The organism is Pseudomonas sp. NY15435, assembly GCF_048068295.1.
Classification (GTDB): Bacteria; Pseudomonadota; Gammaproteobacteria; order Pseudomonadales; family Pseudomonadaceae; genus Pseudomonas.
Genome location: NZ_JBLUQA010000009.1, coordinates 260121 through 285238 on the forward strand (window position 1 = coordinate 260121; position 25118 = coordinate 285238).

15 protein-coding genes are annotated in these 25118 nt (G+C 66.2%); 8 read left to right on the top strand and 7 right to left on the bottom strand.

Annotated features, from left to right (window positions below):
• Positions 1–37: 37 nt before the first annotated feature.
• Positions 38–10603: a VCBS domain-containing protein gene (locus ACNFH5_RS21985; RefSeq protein ID WP_416749612.1), complete on the bottom strand. Its 10566-nt coding sequence runs from the start codon at positions 10601–10603 to the stop codon at positions 38–40.
• Positions 10604–10916: 313 nt separating this feature from the next.
• Here ACNFH5_RS21985 and ACNFH5_RS21990 point away from each other — a divergent pair, with 313 nt between their 5' ends.
• Both ACNFH5_RS21990 and ACNFH5_RS21995 read left to right on the top strand, forming a co-directional pair.
• A complete protein-coding gene (locus ACNFH5_RS21990) occupies positions 10917–12545 on the top strand; it encodes a mechanosensitive ion channel family protein (RefSeq protein WP_416749614.1) in 1629 nt (542 codons plus the stop codon).
• An 87-nt stretch (positions 12546–12632) separates the two neighbouring features.
• A complete protein-coding gene (locus ACNFH5_RS21995) occupies positions 12633–13421 on the top strand; it encodes an SDR family NAD(P)-dependent oxidoreductase (RefSeq protein ID WP_416749616.1) in 789 nt (262 codons plus the stop codon).
• A 1-nt stretch (position 13422) separates the two neighbouring features.
• Here ACNFH5_RS21995 and ACNFH5_RS22000 read toward each other — a convergent pair whose 3' ends face one another.
• Entirely contained in the window at positions 13423–13713 is a 291-nt protein-coding gene (locus ACNFH5_RS22000) for a putative quinol monooxygenase (protein ID WP_416749619.1), read from the bottom strand.
• A 584-nt stretch (positions 13714–14297) separates the two neighbouring features.
• Positions 14298–15731, bottom strand: coding sequence for a PLP-dependent aminotransferase family protein (locus ACNFH5_RS22005; protein ID WP_416749621.1), 1434 nt, complete (start codon positions 15729–15731; stop codon positions 14298–14300).
• A 146-nt stretch (positions 15732–15877) separates the two neighbouring features.
• Here ACNFH5_RS22005 and ACNFH5_RS22010 point away from each other — a divergent pair, with 146 nt between their 5' ends.
• Positions 15878–16318 carry a carboxymuconolactone decarboxylase family protein gene (locus ACNFH5_RS22010; RefSeq protein WP_416749623.1) on the top strand — a complete coding sequence of 147 codons (441 nt, stop codon included), beginning with the start codon at positions 15878–15880 and terminating at the stop codon, positions 16316–16318.
• Positions 16319–16394: 76 nt separating this feature from the next.
• On the opposite strand, the gene ACNFH5_RS22015 is transcribed toward ACNFH5_RS22010, so the two are convergent.
• Together ACNFH5_RS22015 and ACNFH5_RS22020 are read right to left on the bottom strand one after the other, a co-directional pair.
• On the bottom strand, positions 16395–17561 hold the full coding sequence (locus ACNFH5_RS22015) for a YbfB/YjiJ family MFS transporter (protein WP_416749625.1): 1167 nt from the start codon (positions 17559–17561) through the stop codon (positions 16395–16397).
• Complete coding sequence (locus ACNFH5_RS22020; RefSeq protein ID WP_416749627.1) at positions 17558–18430, bottom strand: LysR substrate-binding domain-containing protein; 873 nt, start codon at positions 18428–18430, stop codon at positions 17558–17560. The genes ACNFH5_RS22015 and ACNFH5_RS22020 overlap by 4 nt, the downstream gene beginning before the upstream one ends.
• 99 nt (positions 18431–18529) lie before the next feature.
• Between ACNFH5_RS22020 and ACNFH5_RS22025 the strand changes: the two genes are divergently transcribed.
• Positions 18530–19579 carry an NAD(P)H-dependent flavin oxidoreductase gene (locus ACNFH5_RS22025; RefSeq protein WP_416749629.1) on the top strand — a complete coding sequence of 350 codons (1050 nt, stop codon included), beginning with the start codon at positions 18530–18532 and terminating at the stop codon, positions 19577–19579.
• Between the two features lie 244 nt (positions 19580–19823).
• On the opposite strand, the gene ACNFH5_RS22030 is transcribed toward ACNFH5_RS22025, so the two are convergent.
• Positions 19824–20717 carry a DMT family transporter gene (locus tag ACNFH5_RS22030; protein ID WP_416749631.1) on the bottom strand — a complete coding sequence of 298 codons (894 nt, stop codon included), beginning with the start codon at positions 20715–20717 and terminating at the stop codon, positions 19824–19826.
• A 278-nt stretch (positions 20718–20995) separates the two neighbouring features.
• Here ACNFH5_RS22030 and ACNFH5_RS22035 point away from each other — a divergent pair, with 278 nt between their 5' ends.
• Positions 20996–21793 carry an AraC family transcriptional regulator gene (locus ACNFH5_RS22035; RefSeq protein ID WP_416749633.1) on the top strand — a complete coding sequence of 266 codons (798 nt, stop codon included), beginning with the start codon at positions 20996–20998 and terminating at the stop codon, positions 21791–21793.
• Positions 21794–21796: 3 nt separating this feature from the next.
• Here ACNFH5_RS22035 and ACNFH5_RS22040 read toward each other — a convergent pair whose 3' ends face one another.
• Complete coding sequence (locus tag ACNFH5_RS22040; protein WP_416749635.1) at positions 21797–22333, bottom strand: RNA polymerase factor sigma-70; 537 nt, start codon at positions 22331–22333, stop codon at positions 21797–21799.
• A 347-nt stretch (positions 22334–22680) separates the two neighbouring features.
• Between ACNFH5_RS22040 and ACNFH5_RS22045 the strand changes: the two genes are divergently transcribed.
• Genes ACNFH5_RS22045 through ACNFH5_RS22055 form a run of 3 tightly spaced genes read left to right on the top strand, consistent with a single transcriptional unit; the run spans position 22681 to position 24624 of the window.
• Positions 22681–22890, top strand: a complete 210-nt coding sequence (locus ACNFH5_RS22045; RefSeq protein WP_416749637.1) for an MbtH family protein — start codon at positions 22681–22683, stop codon at positions 22888–22890.
• 3 nt (positions 22891–22893) lie between these two features.
• Positions 22894–23616: a thioesterase II family protein gene (locus ACNFH5_RS22050; protein WP_416749639.1), complete on the top strand. Its 723-nt coding sequence runs from the start codon at positions 22894–22896 to the stop codon at positions 23614–23616.
• A 21-nt stretch (positions 23617–23637) separates the two neighbouring features.
• On the top strand, positions 23638–24624 hold the full coding sequence (locus tag ACNFH5_RS22055) for a TauD/TfdA family dioxygenase (protein ID WP_416749641.1): 987 nt from the start codon (positions 23638–23640) through the stop codon (positions 24622–24624).
• Positions 24625–25118 lie beyond the last annotated feature (494 nt).

The following is a 25118-nucleotide window of genomic DNA, read 5'->3' on the forward strand; positions in this document are numbered from 1 at the left end:
TTCTGTCCTTGATCGATCTGAATTGGTCGCTTGTTCCTCATTGGCCGCCGCTCCGACGCTGGGCAGCCTCGCGCAGTTGGGCGCGGAAGCCCGGTGCGGTCTGTGTGGCCTTGTCGGGCTTGCCTACCATGTCAGCAGGGAAGGGAGCCCAGAGCGATGGGTCGGGTAGCAGTCCGTCGGCGCTCAGGCTGATCACGCCGTGGCGGCCGTCCACCCAATTGTTGTCCAGGGCCGCCGCACGACGGCTCTCGGCTACGGCGCGGGCAACGAACTGGCCCTTCACCTGGCCCAGCTGCGCGCCCAGCGAGGGACTTTCGATCTCCGGTGTGGCGAAGAACTCGACGTTGCTGCCGTCTGCCCCCCAGCCGGAGAGGGACAGGCGCTCGTCGATGCGCTCGACCACCGGTTGCACGAAGATCGCCGGGTCGACGTCGGGTATGCGGTCACGGGGGTAGCCATCGTCGCCGAAGCGATCGAAGTGCGGGCCCGGCGGGATGTAGGGCGTGGCGATGTCCAGGGTGATGGTCAGCTGGGCCTGGTCGCTGAGCCCTGTCAGGTCACTGATGGTGTAGGTGAAGTAGTCCTTGAGGACCTGGCCCAGGCCGGCGGCGGCCAGCACTTCCCGGTTGCTCATGTCGATGGTGTAGGTGTAGCTGCCGTCGGCGTTGAGCACGAGGGTGCCGTAGCGACCGGCGATGGGCTGGCCGACGACGCCGGCGTTGCCGCTGCCCGACTCTTCGCCGGTACGGATGCCGGTCACGCTGATGGCGTCGCCGCCGTCGACGTCGCTGTCGTTGGGCAGCACGTTGCCGCTGGCCTGCGGCGCCGGCGTTTCATCGCTGGCAAAGTTGCTGTCGTCGCGTGCCACCGGGTTGTCATCGGCGCCCTGGATGGTCACGGTTAGGCGGGCATCGGAGGTAGCGCCAGCGGTGTCGCGCATGCGGTAGATGAAGACCTCCCGCAGGGTTTCGCCAGCGGTGCGCAGCGCTTGTACCGTGGGGCTGTCGTTGTCCACGACATACTTGTAGCTGCCGTCGGCGTTGATCGTCAGCTTGCCGTAGAGCCCCTGGAGCACCTGGCCGGCGCTGGCGCTGTTGCCGTTTTCGCCGGTGTACTGCAGGACGGTCTTGGTCTCACCGTACTGTACGCCGTCGACGTCGGTGTCGTTGTCCAGCACGTTGCCGCGCGGGTCGACGCCGGGCGTACCGTTGTTCACGCCGCCGGCCTCGACGGCGATGGCGGCGTCATCGCTGGCAATCGGCGTGTCGTTGCGGCCGTCGATGGTGATGGTCAGCAGGCCGGGGGTGGCGCCGCCCCAGATGTCTGCGCCCAGGTAGGTGAACTTGTCCTGCAGGGTCTGGCCGCTGGCGCGCAGGGCTTCGACTTCCGGTAGGGTGTTGTCCAGTGCATAGCTCCAGCTGCCGTCCTGGTTCAGCGTCAGCGTGCCGTACTGGCCGCGCAGGGTCTGGCCGGGCGCGGTGACAGTGGTGGATGTCGGGCTGTCGCCGGCCCAGAAGGAGACCACGTGCATCACGTCCTGCGGGATGGTGGTGATGGTGTCCGGGTCGGTGTCGTTGGCCAGGACATTGCCCGAGGGGTTGCTGCCCGGCACGTTGTTGTGCAGGCCGCCGTCTTCCACGGCGCTGCCGAAGTCCGGCGCGGTGACCGGTGGTTCGTTGCGCCCGCGGATCAGGATGATCAGCGTGGCGTGGTCATTGAGTCCACCGTCGTCGGTCACCTGGTAGGTGAAGGATTCGAGGGCGAACGCCAGCGGGCCGAGGGAGATGATGTCCGGGTTGGTGCTGTCGACGAAGTACTGGTAACTGCCGTCGGCATTGATCACCAGGGTACCGAAGGAGCCCTGGATGGTCTGCGGGCTGCCCGCCACCACCGCCACGGTGTTCACCTGGGCGCCTTCGGGGCCTTTGGCAATGGTGGTGACGCGCATGTGGTCGCCGGCATCGACATCGGTGTCTTTGCCGATACCGTCGAAGATCCCGGTCAAACCGGTGATCACGTTGCCGGTAGGGTTGCGGCCGCCGCTGCCGTCTAGGTTGGCGACGGCGTAGTTGATGTCGTCGTTGGCCACCGGGGCGTCGTAGCGGCCCTCGATGGTGATGGTCAACTGGGCAATGGAACTGGCGCCAGCGGTGTCGTGCATGCGGTAGGTGAAGGATTCCACCAGGCTGTCGCCCAGCTTCAGGGCCTGCACCGCCGCGAGGCTGTCGTTCACCGTATAGGTGTAGGTACCGTTTGCGTTGAGTACCAGGGTGCCGTAACTGCCGGCGATCACGCCGCCGCTGGCGGTGAGGTCGACCAGCGTTCCGCCGCTGCTCTTGTCGCCGCTACGCGCGGCATCCACCACTTTGGTTTCGCCGTAGGCGGCGCCGTCGACGTCGAGGTCGTTGGGCAGCACGTTGCCGGTAGCCGGGGCGCCGGGAGTGGTGTTGAGCGTCCCGCCGGCTTCGATAGCGGTGCCGGTATCGTCGGCGGCGATGGGGGTGTCGTTCTGCCCGTGGATGACCACGGTGAAGGTCCGGGTGATCGATTTGCCATTGCCGTCGCTGACGGTGTAGGTGAACACCTCGGTCAGTGTGTCGTTATAGGTGCGCAATGACTGGACGGCCGGGTCGAGGTTGTTGACCACGAAGCGGTAGCTGCCGTCGGCGTTGAGCAGCAGTACCCCGTGGTTGCCGGCGAGGTCTGCCCCGACATTGCCGCTGATCCCGTTGGGATTGACCACGGCAGTGATGGTGAGGACGTCGCCGTCCGGGTCGGTGTACGAGCCGCGGATGCTGCCGGTCGGGTCCAGGCCGGGAACGTTGTTGTTCAGGCCGCCGGCTTCGGTGGCGTGGATTTCCACGGGCTGGACCATGGGCGGATCGTTGACGCCGGTGACGGTGATCACCAGCTGTGCCAGGTCGGTCAGGCCACCGCTGTCATGGATGCGGTAGGTAAAGACCACGTCCAGCGATTGGTTGGCGGTCAGCGCGCGAATGGCCGGGTCAGCGCTGTTGACGATGAAGGTGTAGGTGCCGTCGACGCCGATGGTGAGCTGGCCAAAGTTGCCGCTGATGATCGTGCCGTTGGCCAGCCGTGCGGCGGTGCCGGTGATGCTGATGGTGCCGGCGACGGTCGTCAGCGCGCCGCCGGCCGTCTCCAGGCCGGAGCGCACACCATCAACCCGAAGCTTGTCGGCATTGGGCTTGTCCGCGTTGTCGACGTCGGTGTCCACGCCGGTGCCCGGAGCGCCGGTGATCACGTTGCCACTGGCGTTGACCGGCGCCGGGCTGCCGTCGCTGGCGCCAGCGGTAGCGGTATTGTGGTCGTCCACTGCCATCGGGGCGTCGTTGGCGCCCTGGATGGTGATGGTCAGGGTGGCGATGGCGCTCAGGCCACCCTTGTCGGTGACCTGGTAGGTGAATACCTCGGTGAGGGTTTGCCCGGGCGACAAGGCATTGACCACAGGGTTGCTGTTGTCGACCACGTAGCGGTACGAGCCATCGGCGTTCATCGTCAGGCTGCCATAGAGGACCTGCAGCGTCGCCGGCGCGCCAGGAGCAACCGGGAATATGCGCCCGCCGCCGATGCCGTCGTAGCGCACCAGGCTGACTGCCTTGGTCTCGCCGTAGACCGTGGAGTCCACATCGCTGTCATTGAGCAGCACATTGCCGATGGCGTCCGAGCCGGGACTGCCATTGTTGGCGCCACCGGCTTCGACAGCGGTACCCGCGTCGTTGCGCGCCACAGGGGTGTCGTTGGCGCCGTGGATGTCGATGGTCAGGGACGTCGAGCTGCCCAGGCGGCCGCTGTCTTCGATGAAATAGCCGAAGGACTCGCGCAGCACGTCGCCCGCGCTGCGTAGTGCCTGTACCGCGGCGTTGGTGTTGTCGACCACGTACTGGAAGCCGCCTGTGGCGGTTATGTATAGCGTGCCGTAGCGGCCGGCGAGACTGACCACGCCGGTGGCGGGTACCGTGACGAAGCCGCCGAGGGAGTTCTCCAGACGGGTGACCTTGAGGATGTCGCCGTTGGTGGCGATGTCCACGTCGGTATCGTTGTCCAGCACGTTGCCCGTCGGATCGACGCCGACCGTGGCGTTATTCGAGCCGCCGGCTTCGATGGCGATGGCGAGGTCGGGGTGGGCAATGGGTGCGTCGTTCACCGGGTCGATGACGATATTCAGGGTGTCGGTGTCTTCCAGGGCGTCGTCGGGGTTTTCGCCGGGGATGCCGTCGCCGTCCGCGTCACCGAAATTACCCTGGTCGTTGGTCACCATGGTCAGGGTTTCGGCATTGCGGGCGGTGTTGAAGTCCTGGTCGCCCTTGTAATAGATCTGCCCGAGGGCGACGTTGATCTGCTGCAGGGTGCCGGTCAGCACCAGGGTGCGACCTGCGCCAGCCGGGGGCGCATCGCTTGCACCGGGCGTCGTCGCGCTCTGCCAGAGCACGCCGTGCACCACGCTGAGGGTGACGGTCATGATGCCGTTGGCATTGCCGGCGTTGACGTCCACGTCGCTGGTGGTGAGGCCGACGATATGCAGCACGGTGTCTTCCTGGCCGTGCTGGTCGGTGACGGTGTTGATCGGCGCTTCGTTGATGTGCACGTAGCCGGCATTGGCGATGCCGATGGCGCCCTCGGTGAGGTTCAGGTTGATGTTGCCCAGGCCGACGGTGGACGTCCCGGTGTCGGTGTCGACGCGCACGTGGAAGCGGTTGTTGCTCGCCTGGGCGAAGTTCTGCGCCACCGCCACCAGGTAGTTGCCCGAGGGCAGGATGGCGAACTGGTAGGTGCCGTCGGCGGCGGTCACGGTGTTGAACGTGCGGTCGTCGGCGTTGCCGAACACGCCGTCGTCGCCGGCCCAGGTCAGGGTCACGCCGATGCCGCCCAGGCCGGGGCCGTCGGGCGTTACGCTGTTGGTGGCGGACTTGGTGTCATCCCACAGGGTGCCTTGCACCACGCCCATGCCGGCGCCGTCGCTGAGGATGTAGTCGTTCAGGCCGGTGGCGCCGTCCTGACCGGTGCGTTCGCCATCGGCGCCGCCGGCGGTCAGTGGCAGCGAGCCGCCCCAGCCGGCGTTCTCGAAGCTGCTGGGAAGGCTGGTCCAGGTCAGCACCGCGGAGCTGTTGGCATCGTCGGGAACGATGGTGTTGGGCAGGGTGACGCTGTAGATCACCTGCACCTTGTCGTTGACGTTCAGCTGGTCGAAGTTGAGTACCACCTGGCCGCCCACCACGCTGGCGGTGACGCCCGCCGGCAGGTTGCCGGTGGTGTAGCTGTTGCCGTTGATGATGATGCTCTGGATGGCGTAGTCGCTGCCATTGGGGAACTGGTCGCGCAGCACGACGTTGTAAGCCGGGACTTCGCCGTTCTGCGTGAAGCTGACGGAGACGGTAGCGTTGGTCGTGCCCGCCACACTGCCGGCGGCGATGTCGATGACCGACTTGTCCATGCCGGTGAAACTCGGCTCCACCACATGCTCGAAGATCGTGGCGCTGTGACCGCGATCGACGCCGGCGCCGGCGCCGACGTGTTCGAACACATTCATGCTCAGCTGCGCGCCGGTCTGGTTGCTGGCGATGTTGGCGACGCGAACGTTGAACTCCAGGATCACGCCTTCGATATCGCCATCGTTCACTTCGGTGTTGGTCAGGTTGCCCAGGTTGAAGGTGATGGTCCGGCCATCAGTGGAAATCGCCAGGCGCCCGCTGTTGATGTTGAAGATACCGGTGGGTTTGTCGCCGGAGAGGTCCGGGTGGATCGGCAGCGAGACGTCGCTGTTCTGGTTGCCGATCATGATCAGCGAGCCGCCGCTGATCAGGTTGGTGGCGTCCGTAGTGAGCCCGCCGGTGCTGGAGCCCAGGGCGATCAGGATGTTGTTGAGATCGGCCGGAATGAACTCCAGTCCGGGAGCCAGCTCGATGCGGATCTGGTAGTTGGGGTTGTCGCCGGTGGGTACTACGACCGCCACGCGGTAGCGGATGATCTCGCCGACCACGACGGTTTCCTCCAGGCCGGCGGTATCGATGGCGCCGGAGGAATTGGTCGCCGGCGGCGTGGCGTCGAGGCCGCCGACGCGGGAGACCTGGATGCCGTTGGTGACGGGAATGAGCAGCGTGTTGATCTGCCGGTAGTCGTTGAGCACCCCGGAATTGAGCAGTCCGTCGTCGCCGCTGCGTTCGCCGGCGCCGGTGTCGGTGGTGTTGTTCAGGCCGTCCAGGCTGGTCCAGCGCACCACGACGTTGTTCGAAATGACCGCCTGGCCGGCGGCCGTGGCGTTCACCACGCCGGACAGGCTGATGACGATCTTGCCGCCGTCGGTGATGTCGATGTCAGCGCCGTTGGCGGTGACCAGTTGGCCGTTCTGGATGATGAAGTCCACGCCGCCGTTGTTGGTGGCGCCGCCGTTGTAGACCTTGCCGGTGATCACGATGTTGTCCATCTGCGTGGGCAGTATGTTCAGCAGGCTGAGATCGAAGGCATTGGTGCCGGAATTGTTGCTGATGGTGATGGTGTAGGTGACCGTGTCGCCTTCGTCGAAGCCGCCGTAGGTGGGCGTGGAAGTGACTTGCTGGCTCACCGTCAGGGTCGGCTCGACGATGGTCACCGAGGGCTGCTGCGGGCTGGCGACGGTGCGATCCACCGCCGTGGCGCCGTTGGGCGTATCGCCGTCCGGGTCGCTGTAGGTGATTTGCGCGCCGTTGTTCAGGGTCACGCCCTGCTGGTTGCCCTGCACGTTGCTGGCCACCAGCACCAGGCGGATGACGAATGCGTTGTTGCCGATGTTGTTGTCCGCCGTGGCGCCGGCGGCACTGAACACCAGTTGCAGATCGACACCGTCGCCGCCGTTGGGGGTTGACGGAATAATGCTGACGGTCCCGTTGAAATTCTGCAGGAGCGCGCCGCTGAAGGGGTCGATATTGTTGTCGGTCGCATTGAAGATGAGCTGGTAACCCGCGCCGCCGAAGGCCGTGGTATCCAGGCGCAGGCCCGGCGGGATCAGGTCGGAAAGACGCAGGTTGGCGGTGCCGCCTTCGGGCAGCGTGACGACGATGTCGTAGGTCATCTTTTCGCCGATCACCAGGTTACTGCCGCTGGTGTGGCCGGCGCTGGAGTCGTCGTCGGTAAGGCTGCCGTTCTGGTAGGTCTTGGTGATGGTCGGCGCCGCCACCTGCTGGTTGGCGATCTCGACGATGTCCACCGGAGTGAAGTCCTGGCCGCCCTCGACACTGGCATAGCGGGTCAGCGCGGCGCTGCTCTGCAGGGTGCTCGAGGCGAGGATGGCGTTGCTCACGGTGACGTCGTAGGTGATCACCACGACGTTGGCGCCGGAGAGATCGTTGGCTGTGCCGGCGCGGCCATTCAGCAGGGTGCCCTGGTTGTTGGCGTCGAGGAAGGTGATGCTGTTGCCGCTGATGCTGTAGTCGACGCCCTGCACCAGCAGGGTGCCATCGCCGCGATGGATCTGCAGGTTGGCGGTCGACAGGCTGCCGCCGACGAAGGCCAGGCCCGCCGGCAGCGTGATGCTGGTGGTGACGTCGTAGGCGTTGCCGCCACCGCTGTTCTTGATCGCCGTGGCCAGGCGCAGGGTGTCGGCGCCGTCGATGCCGCTGACGTTGCCGTCTACCGCCGCGAGGCTGGTGACGCTGCCACTGAAGGGCACGCCGGTGGTGCCCGGCTGGGCCCAGGTGCCGGTGGTTCCGCTGACCGTGCCGTGGGTGGTGGAGACGACGCCGTGCTTGATGTCCAGGACCGGTTCGGCAACCGATTCGATCACCGCCACATCAGAGGAAACCAACACCGTCTTGTCGATGGTGGTGGTCTGGCTGGACTGCGCCAGCACGTCCAGTTCGCGCTGGTCGGCGAAAGGCTGGTCGCCTACGACCATGGTGAACTGCACCTGCACCCGGCCGCCGTTCAGGCCGCCGGACGCGAAGTTGCCGAAGTTGAAGATGATCGAGTTGCCGGCGCCGGTGCGTACGCTGTCTGGCACGTCGGCGATATTGTTGCCGGCGCCGAAGGTCCATTGGCCCACGCCGGTGCCCTGGGTCCAGTCGGTGACCTGCGAGGCGAGCAGCGGCAGCGGCAGGTAGGCGGTGAGGGTGAAGTTCTCGTAATCGGCCACCAGCAGGTCATAGGTAATGGTGAAGGTCACCACATCGCCGGGGCGCAGCTCGCCGTTACCCGGCGGGGCGCCGCCGTTGACCTGGGTCAGCTCGATATCGACGTTGGAGGTCTTGATGGTGCTGGTGGTGCTGGAGCCATCAGTCTGTTCGCCGCCGATGTTCAGCGAGTCGCGCAGCACGGTGGCGTCCACCAGCGCGTTGTTGCTGACACTATCGCCCTCGTTGAGCTGGTCGTGGGGCGGGTGGTCGGAGGTGTAGGTGGTGTCGATGATCGCGTCATAGACGACGGACATGCGCGTGGCGCCTTCCTGGATGTCGTCGTCCCAGAGGTCGCCGAACAGGGCATAAAGTCCCGGCCCCTGGACCGCGGCAGCAATGGAGGCGCCGATATCGAAGACCAGTGTGGTGCTGCCATCGGCGTTCACCGTGGCGGTGTAGATCACCGGGATGACCTGCGAGGTACCGTGCTGCTGGATGACGATGCTCGGCGCGTTGGCGCTGGAGAAGGTCTGGCCGTCGCTGAGTTGGTCGGTAATGGTGAATTGCCCCTGGCCAAGAATGTTCTTGCCGAAGGCATAGAAGTCGGAAATCGCCACGTCCATGGTGTAGCGCAGGGTGTCGCCGGGGGTGATGCCGGGGGTGCCGACGTCGTTCTGCAGGTTCACCGTCTTGAGCAGGGTGATGGATTTGGCGACGAAGGTGATGCCCGCGCCGTTGCCGGTGACGGTAAAGGGATAGCCGTCCGGGTCGGTCGGGCGGTCGCGCACGTCCAGCGGGTTCCAGTCGCCGCTCACGGTGGCGGTGCCGAAGGTGATCGTGCGTGGATTGCCCGTGGCAGGGTCGAGCACCGGTCGCCCGGCGGCGTCGATCTCCGGCACGTAGAAACCGACCGTGGTGGTGCTGGCTGCGCTCAGGGTGTCGTAGTGAACGGTGTAGCTGGCGACGAAGACATTGGGGTTGTTCAGCGCCGCGGCGATCAGCGTGGGGTTGGTCAGCACGGTGCCGTCGTGCAGGGTGATGGACGTCAGGGTGCCGCCTGCGCCGGGCGTGATGGAACTGACATGGACCTGGTCGGGCACCGTCTGGGTGACCGTCACGTTGGTCAGTGTCTGGCCGGGGGCCGGGGTCACGGTGACCGTCTCGGTGCGGGTGAAGTTTGGCCCGGTGACCGTCTCGCCCTCGGGCATGTCCACCGTCTGGGTGACGGACAGCAGGGTCGGGGTGACCACGAAGCTGTGCAGGGCGGCCTCCACCAGGGTCGGGTCCTGCGCGGGGTTGTTCAGGGAATCGTTGCCGTACTCGAATCCGCCGCGGGCGTTGATCGTGAGGTTCGGCGCGCCGTCGGAATAGCTGGTGTCGGCCAGGTTGCTCAGTTGTGCGGTGACCTGGATGCCGATGGCCGGCTGGCCGCTGGTGACGCTGGCGTAGGGCAGTTGCAGCACCACCATCTGGTCGCCGGCTTTCATGCCGACGCTGGCTGCGTTGATCACCAGGGCGTTGCCGTTTGCGTCCTTGGCCAGCGGGTGGGTGGCGTTGCCATTGGCATCGAAGGTGATGACGAAGCTCTTCACCGCCTGGCCCAGGTAGGTGGCGGAAACGAAAGTCGCGCCGTCATTGCCGTCACGACCGGTGGCCGGCATGAACAGGTCGATGTAGGGCGCGAAGCCGACCTGAGTGGACGGGTTGCTGAAGTTGACGTCGAAGGTGAAGGTATCGCCCAGGCGCACGGCCGAGCCGCCACTGCCCATGGCCACGGTGGGGCTGGCGTTGGCCAGCAGGCCCTGGAAGTCGGTCAGGGTGCTCGCGCTCAGGGCGATAGTCTTGTCGACATCCCCCGCGCGTACTTCGAGATTCCAGTCACCGCCGGCAAGGGTCGAGCCGGTGGCATTGCTGGAGGCGCCAACATCAGCGCCGGTCCAGCGCGCCAGCTCGTTGACCAGCGCCTGACCTGTGCTGCCAGAGCCTACGTCGCAGCCATAGAGCTGGATATCGGCGCCGGCATTGAGTTCGCCGCGCCAGGCGCTCAGGCGCTCGCCGAGCTGGTCAACGCTCTGGCTGGTGAAGGTCTGGTTGCCCAGGGTGAACTGGCCGGTGGCGCCGTGGGAGAAAATTTGGATCGAGTCGACCTTCCCCAGTTGCGTCAGCGCGTTGCTGATCGCGGCGATGGCGTCCTGGCCGGCGTCCACCACCAGGGCTGTGGTGCCCACCGGCAGGTTGGCGGCGAGCTGATCGCGGTTCTCCAGGCGAGCATCGATGACCACCAGGTTGCGCGGCGCGGCTTGCGCGGGCGCCGCCGCCTGGGCGCGGGCCTCTACCGCCGTGGCCGGCTTGGCCGTGTCCTTCGCCTCCGCAGCGGTACTGTCGTGACGCTGCTGGTCGACGGCCGCGGCTGCGGCCCCGTCGAAAAGAATACGTTGTTCCAGCGCCAGGGCATGTCCCACGGGCTGAAAGATCTTCGCGCGATTTTTGGCCTGCATTTCCGTATTTCCGGCTGATAAGTCCCCTAGGAAAGCAGTCCTACGCATATCTGCTTACGGAATTGAAACTAGTCGGGATTGGAATTTTCGCCAGCAGAACAGCGACATAAGCGACAGTCTGGTATCTGCGCTGTATCAGAATTCTTACAGCGGCCTGAGGCGAAAACCGCATCCTCCTAGGCGTGCGCAGGATTTGGCTGTAGGTGGCGCGATAATTCCGCTGCCCGCAGGCAGGTAATCCGCTATTGGCTACGCTTGGGCCTGAGGTCCATCAGAGGCCGTGGCAGTGCGCCGGAACATCAGGGAGCGGGGAATGGGGATGCAACTGGGTCGATGGCTGGTAGTGCTCTGGCTGGCGTTCGCCTGGGCGAGTAGCGGGCACGCCGAGGAAAAACCGGCTGCTACGGCTGCTCCCGCCGATGCGGCGACGGAGCTGAAGGTAGGCAATCGCGCCATTGTGGTGCTGCGCGCCACCCTGCTCGGGGAGTCCCCGGCTGTCCGTGCCCATCGGGCCAAGGCGACCATCGAGGAGGCGCTGCAAGGCAGCGATGCGTTGGCGGTCAGCATTGATCCGGTCCAGGACAGCTATCTGGTGCTGCTGGGCTACAGCCGCGCTTTCATCCTGTCCCCGGCAGACCTCGACGCTCCCGGTGCTTCGGTACGTGCCGCCGCCGAACAGGCCGCCGCCAACCTGCGCCTGGTGGTGGCGGAAAACCAGGAGGCGCACAGCCTGCGCTTCCTGCTGACTGCGCTGGGGCTGGCGGCCCTGGCGACACTCATCTACGGTGCCGCATTGCGCGGGATCGCCTATGTGCGCAACAAGCTGCTGGAGCGGCTACCCGGTGTGATGAGCCGCCACAGCGGTCGACTGAAAGTGGGCCAGACGCCGCTGCTGGGCAGCCGCTACCTCTATTACCTGGTCGGCCGGCTGATCTGGCTGGTCTACTGGCTGCTGGTGTTCCTGTTCAGCTACCAGTGGTTGAGCTTCGTGCTGTCGCGCTTCCCCTATACCCGGCCGTGGGGCGAAAGCCTCAACGTGCACCTGGTGAACCTGGCGCGCTACCTCATCAATGGCATGCTCGATGCCTTGCCCGGCCTTGCGGTGGCGCTCTGCATCCTGATCATCGCCCGCGCCATCAGCGGCTTTTCCCGCCACGTGCTGCAACGCATGGCGCGCCCAGGCAACCTGCGCTGGCTGACCGAGGAAACCCTGCAGCCGACGACACGGCTGACTTCCCTGGCGATCTGGCTGTTCGCCATTGTCATGGCCTATCCGTACCTGCCCGGCTCCGGCACCGAGGCCTTCAAGGGGCTGTCGGTGCTGGTGGGCCTGATGATTTCCCTGGGCGCGTCCAGCGTGATAGGCCAGGCCGCCTCGGGGCTGATCCTCACCTACTCGCGCACGTTACGGGTCGGCGAGTTCGTCCGTATCGGCGACAACGAAGGCACGGTCACCGAGGTCGGCGTGTTCAACACCACGATTCGCACCGGCCTGGGCGAGGTGCTGACATTGCCCAACTCGATGATCACCGGCTCCGTCACGCGCAACTACTCGCGCATCGTGCAGGGCCAGGGCTATGTAGTCGATACGGTGGTCACCATTGGCTACGACACGCCCTGGCGGCAGGTGGAGGCGATGCTGATCGAGGCGGCGCGACGCACCGACGGCATCCTCGAGACTCCGGCACCGCAGGTGTTCCAGACAGCCCTGTCAGACTTCTACCCCGAGTACCGTCTGGTGGCCCAGGCAATTCCGAGCGAGCCGCGCCCGCGCGCGCTGCTGCTGAGCGTGCTGCACGCCAATATCCAGGATGTGTTCAACGAGTACGGCGTGCAGATCATGTCGCCGCACTATCTGGGCGACCCGCAGGAGGCCAAATGGGTGCCGCGCGAGCAGTGGCACGCGGCGCCGGCGAAACCCGAGAATCCGGCGGAGCGTTGACAGCGCCAACTCTCATCTATCCTCATCGGTCCACGGGCGCGCGGCGCAACGTCGCGGCCGATTACTTCGCCATCGCCGGAGACATCCATGAACCTGCACCTCACCGACAAGCTCGCCCTCGTCAGCGGTTCGACCAAGGGTATCGGTTTCGCCATCGCCCAGGGCCTGGCCCGCGAAGGAGCGAGGGTCATCGTCAACGGACGCAGCCAGGCTTCCGTGGATGAGGCATTGCAGCGAATCCGCGCGCAGCAGGCCGGCGCCCAGGTGGAAGGTTTCGCTGGTGACCTGTCGGACCCGCAACAGGTCGCCGCGCTGGTGCAGCGCTACCCGGCGGTGGACGTGCTGGTGAACAATCTGGGCATCTTCGATCCCAAGCCCTTCGAGGAGATTCCCGACGAAGACTGGGTGCGCTTCCTCGATGTGAACCTGCTCTCCGGCGTGCGCTTGTCGCGCGCCTACCTGCCGGGGATGAAACAGAAGAACTGGGGGCGGGTAGTGTTCATCAGCAGCGAGAGTGGGATGGTGATTCCGGTGGAGATGATTCACTACGGCGTCACCAAGACCGCCCAGCTCAGCCTCTCCCGCGGGCTGGCGGAAACCTGCGCCGGCACCGGCGTGACGGTGAACGCGGTGCTGCCGGGGCCGACCGCTTCCGAGGGCGTCAACGAATTCGTCGAAAAACTCTCCGGCGGCCAGCCATTCGCGGAGTTCGAGGCGGAGTTCTTCCGCAGCGCGCGCCCCAGTTCGCTGTTGCAGCGCTTCGCGCGTCCGGAGGAGGTGGCCAACCTGGTGGTTTACGTCTGCTCCGAGGCGTCCTCGGCCACCAATGGCGCGGCCCTTCGGGTGGACGGCGGCGTGGTGCGCTCGCCGTTCTGAATCACTCGGCGCTGCGGCTCTCGAACTCCAGCCCCAGCGCCAGCTCACCGCTGCCGAGCTGGCCCAGCCACTGCTGTGCTTTCGGGCCGGACAGGTGCGCGTCCAGTTCGGCCTGACTGCTCCAGCAGGTACTCACCTGCCAGCGATCGGCGTCCAGCGCCCGCAGCTCCCCGGACTGGCAGCCGGGTTGCAGGCGGACCTGTACGAGCAGCTCGTTGAGGTGATCGCCCAGCGCGGCGGCCTGGCCGGGGAATGCCTGGACACGGACGATGGCAATGGCGGACGGGGACATGGCGAGGCTCCTTTTTTGCTGGCGGATGAGCGGCCATTGGGCACTGAGGCTGCGATCCGATAAAGGCCGGAACCGGTTTTCAAACCGATGCTGACAGGGTAACGGCGCAGTTCCCGCGCCTGAACCGCCAATTCCCGGGAAAACCATTGGGCCAATACGCCCCGCATGACGGACCTGTAGGAGCGAGCTTGCTCGCGAACAAGCTCCGCGCCATGCGGTTCGCGAGCAAGCTCGCTCCTACAAAAGCCCAACATGTGAGGGGCTGGGCGTAGGAGCGGACTCCGTCCGCGATCGATTTCCGGCAGCTCCGGGCCTGCCGGTGGCATATCACGGACAGAGTCCGCTCCGGCACCTGGCGATGGAAGGGCGCGCCCCGCATGACGGACCTGTAGGAGCGAGCTTGCTCGCGAACAAGCTGCGTGCCATGTGGTTCGCGAGCAAGCTCGCTCCTACAAAGGCCTAGCATGTGAGGGGGGGCGTAGGAGCGGACTCCGTCCGCGATCGATTTCCGGCAGCTCCGGGCCTGCCGGTGACACATCGCGGACAGAGTCCGCTCCTACGCACCCTGGGAATTGGGTTCTGGCTCAGGCCAACTGCTGCAACAGGTCGCGCACCTTGTCCAGGGCGGGGTCGATGTCCAGTGTGTCGATGGCGCCGAAGCCCAGCAGCAGGCCGTCGCGAACCGGCACCTGGTGATGGAAGGGCGCCAGGCCATAGATGCCGACCTCCACCTTGCGCGCCAGCTCGGTGAGCAGGGCTACGTTGATCGGCTCGCGCAAGAGCGCTGTGAGATGGAAGCCGGCCACCGAGGGCACCGTCTCCAGCCACGGCGACAGGTCGCCCGCGAGACGCACCAGGATGCGCTCGCGTCGCCCGGCATAGATGCCGTGGCAGCGGCGGATGTGCTTGAGCAGGTAGCCCTCGCTGATGAACCTGGCCAGTGCCCACTGGGCCAGGGTCGAGCTGTGCCAGTCGGATATCTGTCGCGCCCGCACCAGCGCCGGGAACAGGCTGGGCGGCGGGATCAGATAGCCCAGGCGCAGCTCCGGCAGCAGCACCTTGGAGAAGGTGCCGATGTACGCCACCACGCCGCGACGGTCGAGGCTTTGCAGTGCATCGGTGGGCCGGCCTTCGTAGCGGAACTCGCTGTCGTAGTCGTCTTCGATCACCAGTGCACCCAGTTCCAGCGCGCGGCCCAGCAGCGCCTCGCGACGCGCCGGGCTCATCGGCATGCCCAGCGGGAACTGGTGCGAGGGTGTGGTGTAGATCATCCGGGTTCCGTCGGGAATCTGCTCGACACAGATGCCCTCGGCATCCACCGGCACGCTGGCCACTTCGGCGCCGAGAGTCTGGAAGATCAGCCGTGCGGGGGTGTAGCCGGGGTCCTCCATGGCCACCTTGTCGCCGGGGCGGAGCATGACGCGGGCGAGCAGGTCCAGCGCCTGCTGCGCACCGTTGCAGACCATCACGTCGTCCAGCTGGCAGTTCACGCCGCGGGCGTAGGAGATGTGCTGGGCGATGCCGTCGCGCAACGGGGCGATGCCTTCGGGGGCGCTGTAGTGCCCGCGCAGGCCGGCCATCTGGCGTAGTGCGTGGTTCACGCAGCGTCGCCATTCTTCCTGGGGGAACTGCAGTTGCGTAGTGGCGCCGCCGATGAAGTCGGCCTTCGCCGTGCCGGCGGCGCCGGGATGGCGCAGGCGGGTGTCGAGGTTGGCCCAGCGGTCGATGTTGTCCTGGCTGGCGAAGCGCATGCTGTCGTTGCGTCGGTCGTGACGCGGCAGATGCGCGTTGACGAAGGTGCCGCTGCCGATCTTGCCGACCAGCACGCCTTCGTAGGTCAGCTGGGCGTAGGTGTCGGAGATGGTCTTGCGCGAGATGCCCAACTGCTCGGCCAGCAACCGGCTGGGCGGCAGGCGGGTGCCGGCGGCGAGGCGGCCGGAGTCGATGGCTTCGCGCAGCTGGCGGTAGAGTTGCCCGGCGAGATCCTTCTGGCCGTGGATGATCAGGTGCAGCTCCAAGGGCGAACTCCGGGGCAGGGCGGTTGCGCAAGCGTAGCGCCGGCGGGTGGCGCGGTGAAGTTGTGCGGCCGAAATTCGCCGGATTGGCCACCTGCCTCTGGCGCGACGCGGCGCACAATGACCGGGTCAATCTCTGGAGTACCGTCATGGAGCCGCGTCTGGATTACTACACCGCCTCGCCGGAAGCACTGAAGGCGGTGCTGGCGCTGGAAGCCGCCATCTTCGAACTGTCGGTGGAGAAGCCCTTGCTGGAGCTGGTGCGTCTGCGCGTGTCGCAGGTGAACAACTGCGCCTTCTGCGCCGACATGCATGCCATGGAAGCGCGCCGCAACGGTGAGACCGAGCGCCGTCTGTTCGCGGTGAGCGTGTGGCGCGAGTCACCGTTCTTCACCGAGCGCGAGCGTGCGGCGCTGGCCTGGTGTGAGTCGGTGACGCAGCTGTCCGAATCCAAGGTGCCGCTGGAGGTCTTCCAGCTGGCCCGCGAGCAGTTCAGCGAGCGCGAGCTGGTGGACCTGACCGTGGCCATCGGGGCGATCAACGTGTGGAACCGCCTGGGTGTGTCCTTCCGCCAGCAGCCGCCGGCCTGAATTGGCCGACCTCGGCTGCTTTATGTAGGAGCGAGCTTGCTCGCGAAAGGAGTTCCAGGCAGCCGCAGTGTTGAGGCTATTCGCGAGCAAGCTCGCTCCTACAAAGGGCAGTCCGGCGCAGGGGGAGACAGCAGAGAGCACCGATCAGCAACGCACTGGCTGCGGCTCCCAGTGCCGGGATGAAGCTGCCGGTCAGCCCGCGCAGGGCGCTGGCGGCCAGCGGCCCGACGATTTGCCCAACGCCATACAGCGCCGTCATCGCCGCCAGCACGTTGAAGCGAACTTGCGCGGCCACGGCGCGGGCTGCCGGCATGGCGATGGTTACGGTGCCCATGAAGCTGCCGCCCACCAGCACCGCACTGCCCAGATAAAGGAAGGCCGAGTCGCCCAGCGCCGGCAACATCACACCGATGGCCTGTACCAGCAGGTTCAGCGCCAATGCGCGCCGGTCGCCCAGCTTCTGGTGCAAGCGGTGCCAGAGAAAGCACGACGGCGCAGCACCCAGGCCGAACGCGGCCCAGACCTGCAACGGGTCGATGGCACCCAGGCCGCTCTTCATCAGCAGCGGCAGGTAGGTGGCAGTGATGATGTAGCCGAAGCCGGCCAGCCCGTAGACCAGCAGGATGATCGGTGCGGACAGCTCCGGCGCCGGCCCCGTGGCGTTCGCTGCCTCGTGTGGCGCGGTCGGCCCTTCGCGGCCCAGCGCAGGCACAGCCAGCAGCGACAGCACAAGCCCGGCCAGCGCCAGCACGCACCAGATCGCCGCACTGCCCAGGCCGAAGGCCTTGCCCGCGGCGATCAGTTCCGCCGAGAGCAGGATACCGATGCCCACCCCGGCGAACATCGTTGGTGCACCATGGCTTTCGCCCATGGCCTGCAGCAACCATTGCGCAGCGCTGACCAGCACCATGGCAGTGAGTACACCGGCCAGCAGGCGCACGCCGATGGCGAACCAGGCCGGTGCCGGAATGGCCATGGCGGCGAGGCTGGCCAACGTGCCGATCAGGGCAATCACGCAAATTCGCGCGGCATGTCGTTCGTGGCTGCGCGCCAACAGCAGCGCGCCCAGCAAATAGCCGGCGTAGTTGGCCGAGGCCGCCAGGGAGCCGCCGGTGACGCTGAGCACGCCGTCGCGCACCATCAGCGGGTAGAGCCCGGTGAAGGCAAACCGACCGAAGCCCATGCCGACGGCGAGGATCAGCGCCGCTGACAACGCGGCGGGCAGGCGGCGTGTGCGGCTCATGGACGTGCCCCCAGGGTTTCCCGCCAACGCTGGAAGGCGCCGGTGGCGTAGCCCTCGCGCCAGATCAGCAGGGTATCCACTTCCATCAGCGGCACCACCTGCAGGGCCGGCATGTCGCGATGCAGCTCCAGCACCGAACGCGGTAGCACGCCAAAGCATGAGCCGGCGTTCACGCAGGCGAGGATGCCGTGGTACGAGCCGACTTCCTGCACGGCGAGCGAGGCGCCGTCCAGCCAACGCTCCAGCAGTTGGCGATAGGTGCAGCCGCGGGCAAAGCCCACCAGAGTGCGTAGCTGTACGTCCTGGGGCCGGGTGATCGGCGGGTGGTCGCCAGGCAACACCAGCAGCAGCTCCTCGCGAAACACCGGTTTGGCGCACAGTCCTCGTTCCAGCAGCGCCTCGAAACCAGGCTCGGCGTGAAGGATGTCCGGGTGGGAAATCAGGGCGCAGTCCAACTGTCGGTTAAGCACCTCATTGATCAGTTTCTGGCTGTGGCCGGTGCTGATGTGCAATTCCACCTCGGGGTAGGCGCGGTGGAAGCGCGCCAGGATTTCCGGCAGGCGGCTGGCCGCGGCGGCTTCCATGCTGCCCAGGCGCAGGCTGCCGGTGGCGCTTTGCGGGTGCAGCGATTGCCGCGCCTCGCTGGCCAGGGCCAGCAGTTGCTCGGCATAGCGGAGGAATTCACGGCCCTGGTCGGTCAGCGTCATGCGCTTGCCGTCACGCAGGAACAGCGCTGCGCCGAGGTCTTCCTCAAGCTGGCGGATGCGAGTGGTCACGTTCGATTGCACGCGTTGCAGGCGGGCGGCGGCACGGGTGACGCTCTGTTCCTCGGCCACGCAACGGAAGATTTCCAGGCTGGAGAGATCCATGATTAATCTTCAATGGAGAATATGTTGCGACGAATATTCTCGTTATGAGATCGTTAGTCAAGCGGCGATTTCGCCGGCCCCGACGACGAGGACCCCGTCATGCGCATCACCGAACTGCTCGGCATCCAGCACCCCATCATCCAGGCGCCCATGGTGGGCGTGTCCACCCCGGCGCTGGCCGCAGCGGTGTCCAATGCCGGTGGCCTGGGTTCCATCGGCCTGGGTGCGAGCAATGCGACGCAGGCTCGCGCCCTGCTGGAGCAGACCCGCGCGCTGACCGATAAGCCGCTCAACCTCAACCTGTTCTGCCACCGCCCGGCCGTGGCCGACGCGGCGCGTGAGGCCGCCTGGCTGGAACACCTGCGCCCGCTGTTCGCCGAGTTCGATGCGCAGCCGCCAGCGCAGATCACCGAGATCTACCGCAGCTTCCTGGCCGACCCCGACATGCTGGAGTTCCTCATCGAGGCCCGCCCGGCCGTGGTTAGCTTCCACTTCGGCCTGCCGCAGCAAGAGTGGATCGATCGCCTGAAAGCTGCTGGTATCCGCCTGTTGGCCACGGCCACTTGCCTGGAGGAAGGCCGCGCCATCGAGGCGGCGGGGATCGACGCCATCGTCGCGCAGGGGTATGAAGCCGGCGGGCATCGTGGCGTGTTCGAGCCGGAGAAGGACGCGCGTATCGGCACCTTCGCGCTGGTCCGCACGCTGGTGAAGGGCACTGGCCTGCCAGTGATCGCGGCAGGCGGCATCATGGACGGGCAGGGCATGCGCGCGGTATTCGCGCTGGGCGCTCAGGCGGTGCAGATGGGTACGGCATTCATCTGCGCCGACGAGTCCTCGGCCAACGCTGCATTCAAGGCGGCGCTGCGGGGCGAGCGTGGGGAGCGCACCGAAGTGACGGCGGCGATTTCCGGTCGCGCCGCGCGTGGAATGGTGAACCGGCTGTTCACTGACGTCGGCAGTACCGATGCGCCGGCGCTGCCCGATTACCCGATCACCTACGATGCGGCCAAGGCGCTGACGGCCGCGGCGACCGCCAAGGGCAACAGTGACTTTGCCGTGCAATGGGCCGGGCAGGGCGCGCCACTGTCGCGGGAGATGCCGGCGGCGGAGTTGGTCTCGACTCTGATGGCCGAGTTCCAAGGCGCCTAGACCGCTACGAATGCGGCGTAGGGCAGATTACCTGGTACGGGTTATCTGCCGGTCTACTCACGGCGGATAACGCTGGCGCGTTATGCGCTCTGCGAGACCGATGGCCGAGTTCCGCGCCGGCACGAACGTGTAGGAGCGAGCTTGCTCGCGAACGGATTTCCCGGCGGCACAGACGTCAAGCGCTTCGCGAGCAAGCTCGCTCCTACAAGAGCCTGTCCGGCGCCGGGGCGGATGGCGTGCCCGATCAGCGGGCGCTGACGGCCGCGGCGGGTTTTGCCCGCGGCCGCCAAAGTTCCGCCAGCAGCACGCCCCCAAGGGTCAGCGCACCGCCAACCAGATGGTAGCTGGTCAGTTTCTCGTCCAGTACCACGGCGGCGATGGCGGCGGTCAGCACCGGCAGCAGGTTGAAGAACAGTGCCATCCGGCTCGGCCCCATGCGCTGCACGCCCTGCATCCACGCCAGCGCACCGACGATGGAGGCCAGCAGCCCGGCGTAGAGCACCAGGGGCAAATTGGCGGCATTCAGTCCGTGGTGCGGCGAGGCCAGGTAAAGCGGCGCCAGTGCGACGATCGCCACCAGCACCTGTAGATACAGCATCAGCAGTGGCGGCAAGGGCAGGTTCCACTTCTTCAGCAGTACCCCATATACGCCGTAGGCGAGGGTGGCGACGATCATCATGCCGTCGCCCAGGTTCACGCCGTGGCTGATCAGCTGCCGCGGGTTGCCCTGGGTGATCACCAGCAGCACGCCGCCCAGGGATACCAGCGCACCGAGCAGCGCGGCGACGCTCAGCTTGTGGCGCAGCAGGATCGACGCCAGGGCGAGGGACATCAACGGCATCAGCGACAGGATGATGCCCATGTTGGTCGCCGAGGTCAGTGCGGCGGCGTAGTACGCCAGGCACTGGTAGACGGCCATGCCGAGCAGGCCGAGGGTGACGATCTTGCCCAGGTTGGCGCGGATCACCGGCCAGTGGGCGAGGGTGGCGCGCAGCAGGAAGGGTGTCAGCAGCGCGCCGGCCAGTAGCCAGCGGTAGAAGCCGATTTCCGCGGGGGCGATCTGCCCCACGGCGAGCTTGTTGACGACGGTATTGCCGGACCAGATGACCACGGCCAGCAGGGGAAACAGGTAGTTCATGGGATTCTTGCGGGGCTCGGGTTTGGCTTCGGAGTGGGGCTGTTTCCCTCTCCCTAACCCTCTCCCTGAAGAGAGAGGGGACTGTCTGGAGCTGCCGGAAAGTCCAGTGTTAGCCGGCTGACTCCGCTATTGCGCTGACTGCCAAACGGCTCCCTCTCCCTTTGGAGCGGGGCGCGTAGCCAGGGCTGGGGAGAGGGCTCCATGGATGGCGCCCATTCTCGCCTCGTCCGAATCCAGACGTATAATGAAATCCAGACAATCCACCCCGGCATTCGGACATGACCCGCGTACTCCCCCTTCCGCTGCCCGACATCGACCAGCTGCCCGCCGATCTGTACTTCCGCTACGACGAGTTCGACGCCGGCACCCATTCGCCCAGCCATCGCCACGCCTGGGGCCAGCTCAACTATGCGTCGCACGGGGTGATGGAGCTGGAGGTGGACGGCCAGCGTTTCCTCTCGCCGCCGCAATACGCCGTGTGGGTGCCGCCGGGGCGTGAGCACAGCTGCTACAACCGCCAGGCCATCGTCTATCGCTCGCTGTATGTGTCTGTCGAACTGGCCGGCAAACTGCCCGAGAATCCGTGCACCCTGGCGATCAGCGATATCCTCAAGGCCATCCTTTCCGATTTCGCCGCGCGGCAGGTGAACATTCCGCAGAGCGCGGCGGATCAGCGCCTGGCCGAAGTGGTGATGGACCAGTTACAAGCGGCGCAACCCCACGACGATTACCTGCCATACGCCAATGGCGGCTCGCTGGGCGAAGTGCTGGCTGCGCTGCAGGCCGAGCCCGGCGACAACCGTACTCTCGCGCAATGGGCCGAGCGCGTGCACAGCACCGAGCGCACCCTGGCAAGGGCCTGTCAGCGCGAGTTGGGGATGTCGTTCGGCGAATGGCGCCAGCGCCTGCGGTTTCTCGCCGCCATCGAGGCACTGGCATCCGGGGAAGGGGTACAGCAGATCGCCTTCAATCTGGGCTACAGCAGCCCTTCGGCGTTCATCGCAATGTTCCGGCGGTTGTCGGGCACCACGCCGGAGCAGTATCGCTCGACCTTCCGCGCCCTGGCGGAAGGCTGAGGCTCAGCGCTTGCCGTCTTCCAGACCCTTGAGCGTCTTGCGGCAGTGGATCAGCGCGTCGCGCACCATAAAGTTCACCAGGGTCGGGGAGACGCCCAGTTCCTCGGCGATTTCTTTCTGTGTGCGGCCGTGCAGGCGATACATCTCGAAGGCGTAGCGCGTGCGCTCGGGCAGGCTCTGCAGGGCGCTGGAAATGGCCTCCAGGGTCTGCCGGTCTTCGTGCTCGATCTCCGGTGAGGCGGATGGCGTCGCGATGTGCATGCCTTCTTCCTCGCTACCTGAGTAGCGCTTCTCCAGCGCCTGGCGACGATAGAGGTCGATGGCCAGGTTGCGCACCACGCGCATCAGGTAGCCGCTCTGCGACTGGATGCCGGGAGTGAGGTCGCTCGCATTGAGCTTGATGTACGCATCATGGACCACGTCTTCGGCATGGCTGCGGCAGCCAAGGATGCGTGCTGCCGCATTGATGAAGGTCTGCCGGTGCGTCGCGAACAGCTCGTGCAGAGCAGGGCGCGACTCGGCGGGCATTGGCTTGGACATGCAAGGGTTTCCTATGCGGCGGCGGAGGCGGGGACGTCCACATGGGTTGAGGCGGTCAATCTAGATCAAATGATAATTATTATCAATTTATTCGAGAGACTCCGACTATCGCTCTGCGACAGGGTTCCCACGCAAGTGTGAAGATTTTTCATTCGCATCCATTCGTCAGATCTCTCGGCACATGGGTGAAGGGCAAGCCAGGAAATTTCGCCGGCGCATATCTTATGAGAATTAATCGCATCCGAGAACACTAACTATTTCATTGCCTCTCTCGTCTTCATGGCAGAGCTGGAAAACATCGGTAATGGCCGGTGGCCGGCATCCCATACAGCTGAAGGAGAAGGGCGATGGCGTTCGATCGCGAAGATGCGGTTTACAAGGTGCTGGTCAACGGTGAAGAGCAGTACTCGCTGTGGCCGGACTACAAGGAAGTCCCGGCCGGCTGGCGCGAAGCCGGCAAGCAGGGGAGCAAGGCCGATTGCCTGGCCTTCGTCGAAGCCAACTGGACCGACATGCGCCCGCTGAGCCTGCGGCAGAAGATGGCCGAGGGGCAGTAACCCATGCTGCGTCTGTTCTGCCTGCCGTACTCCGGCGCCAGCGCGATGGTCTATGCCCGCTGGAAACGCCAATTGCCGGGCTGGATCGAAGTCTGCCCGGTGGAGCTGCCCGGCCGTGGCCGGCGCTTCGCCGAAAACCTGCAGACCGACCTGCGCGCCCTGGCCGGCCAGCTGGCGGATGAAATCGCCGCGCGCCTGGACCAGCCTTACGCCCTCTTCGGTCACAGTCTCGGCGGTCTGCTGGCCTTCGAGCTGGCCCACGCCCTGCGCGAGCGTGGCCTGCCGATGCCGCAGGCACTGTTCGCCTCGGCGGTCTCCGCGCCGGCGCGTCGCGACAGCCATCGCGAGCTGGCGCAGGAGCAGAGTGACGCCCAGCTGATCGAGCGTATGCGCCGTCTCGGTGGCACGCCCGAAGCAGTGTTTGCCGACGAGGAAATGCTGCGCCTGACCCTGCCGGTGATGCGCGCCGACTTCCTCCTCTGCGGCCTTTACGACTATCGCCCCCGTGCACCGCTGGCCTGCCCGATCCACGTGTTCGGCGGCAAGGCCGACCGGCTCTCGGCGGATTCCCTGTCCGCGTGGCAGGACGAGACCAGCGCGGGCTTCTCCCTGGAGATGCTCGACGGCGGCCATTTCTTCCTCAACGCAAGCGAGGCGCGCCTGCTCGAGCTGCTGCTCGGCCGCCTGCGCCAGCCCGGCCATTCGACCAGCGCAGCGCTGGCCTGATCGATCCAAGCGGAGACCCAGATGCCCACCTCCACTCTGTTTGACATTGCTCCCCTGGCCGAAGCGCGCGGCGGCCTGCCGCTGCTGGTCCAGGCCCGCGGCGAAGGAGTCGACCTGCTCGACGCCCTGGCCGAGTTGCGCCCGCTGGTGGATGAGCGCCTGCCGGTCTGCGCCGGCATTCTCTTCCGTGGCTTCCAGGTCGGTGCGGCGGAGCGCTTCCGCGAGTTTGCCGCCGGCTTCGGCCATCCGCTGCTCAACTACGAGTTCGGCTCCACCCCGCGCAGCAACGTCACCAGCGGCGTGTACACCTCCACCGAATACCCGCCGCACCAGCACATCCCGCTGCACAACGAGCAGGCCTACACCCGCGAGTGGCCGATGAAAATCTGGTTCTACTGCGTGCAGGCCGCGCAGAGCGGCGGCGAGACGCCCATCGCTGACAGCCGCGAGATCTACCGCAAGGTGGATGAGGGCATTCGCCGGCGCTTCACCGAGCGAGGGCTGATGTACACCCGCAACTTCGGCAACGGCCTGGACGTGGCCTGGGAGCAGGTCTTCAACAGCGACGATCCGGCCGTGGTGGAGGCCTACTGCAAGGCCCACCAGATCGGCTGGGAATGGAAGGAAGACGGCGAGCTGCGCACCCGCCAGGTCTGCCAGGCGGTGGCCCGGCACCCGGTCACCCACGACTGGGTGTGGTTCAACCAGGCGCACCTGTTCCACGTCTCCAACCTGCCGCCGGAAGTGCGTGAGAGTCTGCTGGAAATCGTCGACGAGGAAGACCTGCCGCGCAACGTCTACTACGGCGACGGCAGCCCCATCGAACCCTCCGTACTCGACGAAGTGCGCGGCGTGCTGGAGGAGGCCAAGGTGAGCTTCCCCTGGTACAGCGGCGACGTCCTGATGCTCGACAACATGCTCGCCGCCCATGCGCGCTCGCCGTTCAGCGGGCCGCGCAAGGTGGTGGTGGCGATGGCGCAAGGGCATGGCGCAGACGCACAAGGCTGAACGCCGCACGGGTAGCGCCCAGCGCCAGAGTGACCGGTAGCACCCTCTCCCTAGCCCTCTGACTAGGCGTCCCCCCCATGAAGGGAGAGTGGACTGGTTCGGAGCAGATGGATGTATCAGGAATACGCCGGACGTAAAGGCCGGCACGGATAGCTCCCTCTCCCTTCGGAGCGGGGCGCGCAGCCAGGGCGGGGGGAGAGGGCAGCGTCCAGCGCGGAGCGGCCGGAAGCACCCTCTCCCTAACCCTCTGACTAGTCGTCCCCCCCATGAAGGGAGAGGGGACTGGTTCGGAGCAGATGGATGTATCAGGAATACACCGGACCTAAAGGCCGGCACAGATAGCTCCCTCTCCCTTCAGGGAGAGGGCGGGGGGAGAGGGCAGCGTCCAGCGCCGGAGCGGCCGGAGGCCCCCGCGCCCGCACCCACAACCCGGACCGGGCGGGGCCCCTTGGGGGTGCCCGGGCCGCGCCCGCCCCCGCCCCGGGCCCGGAAGC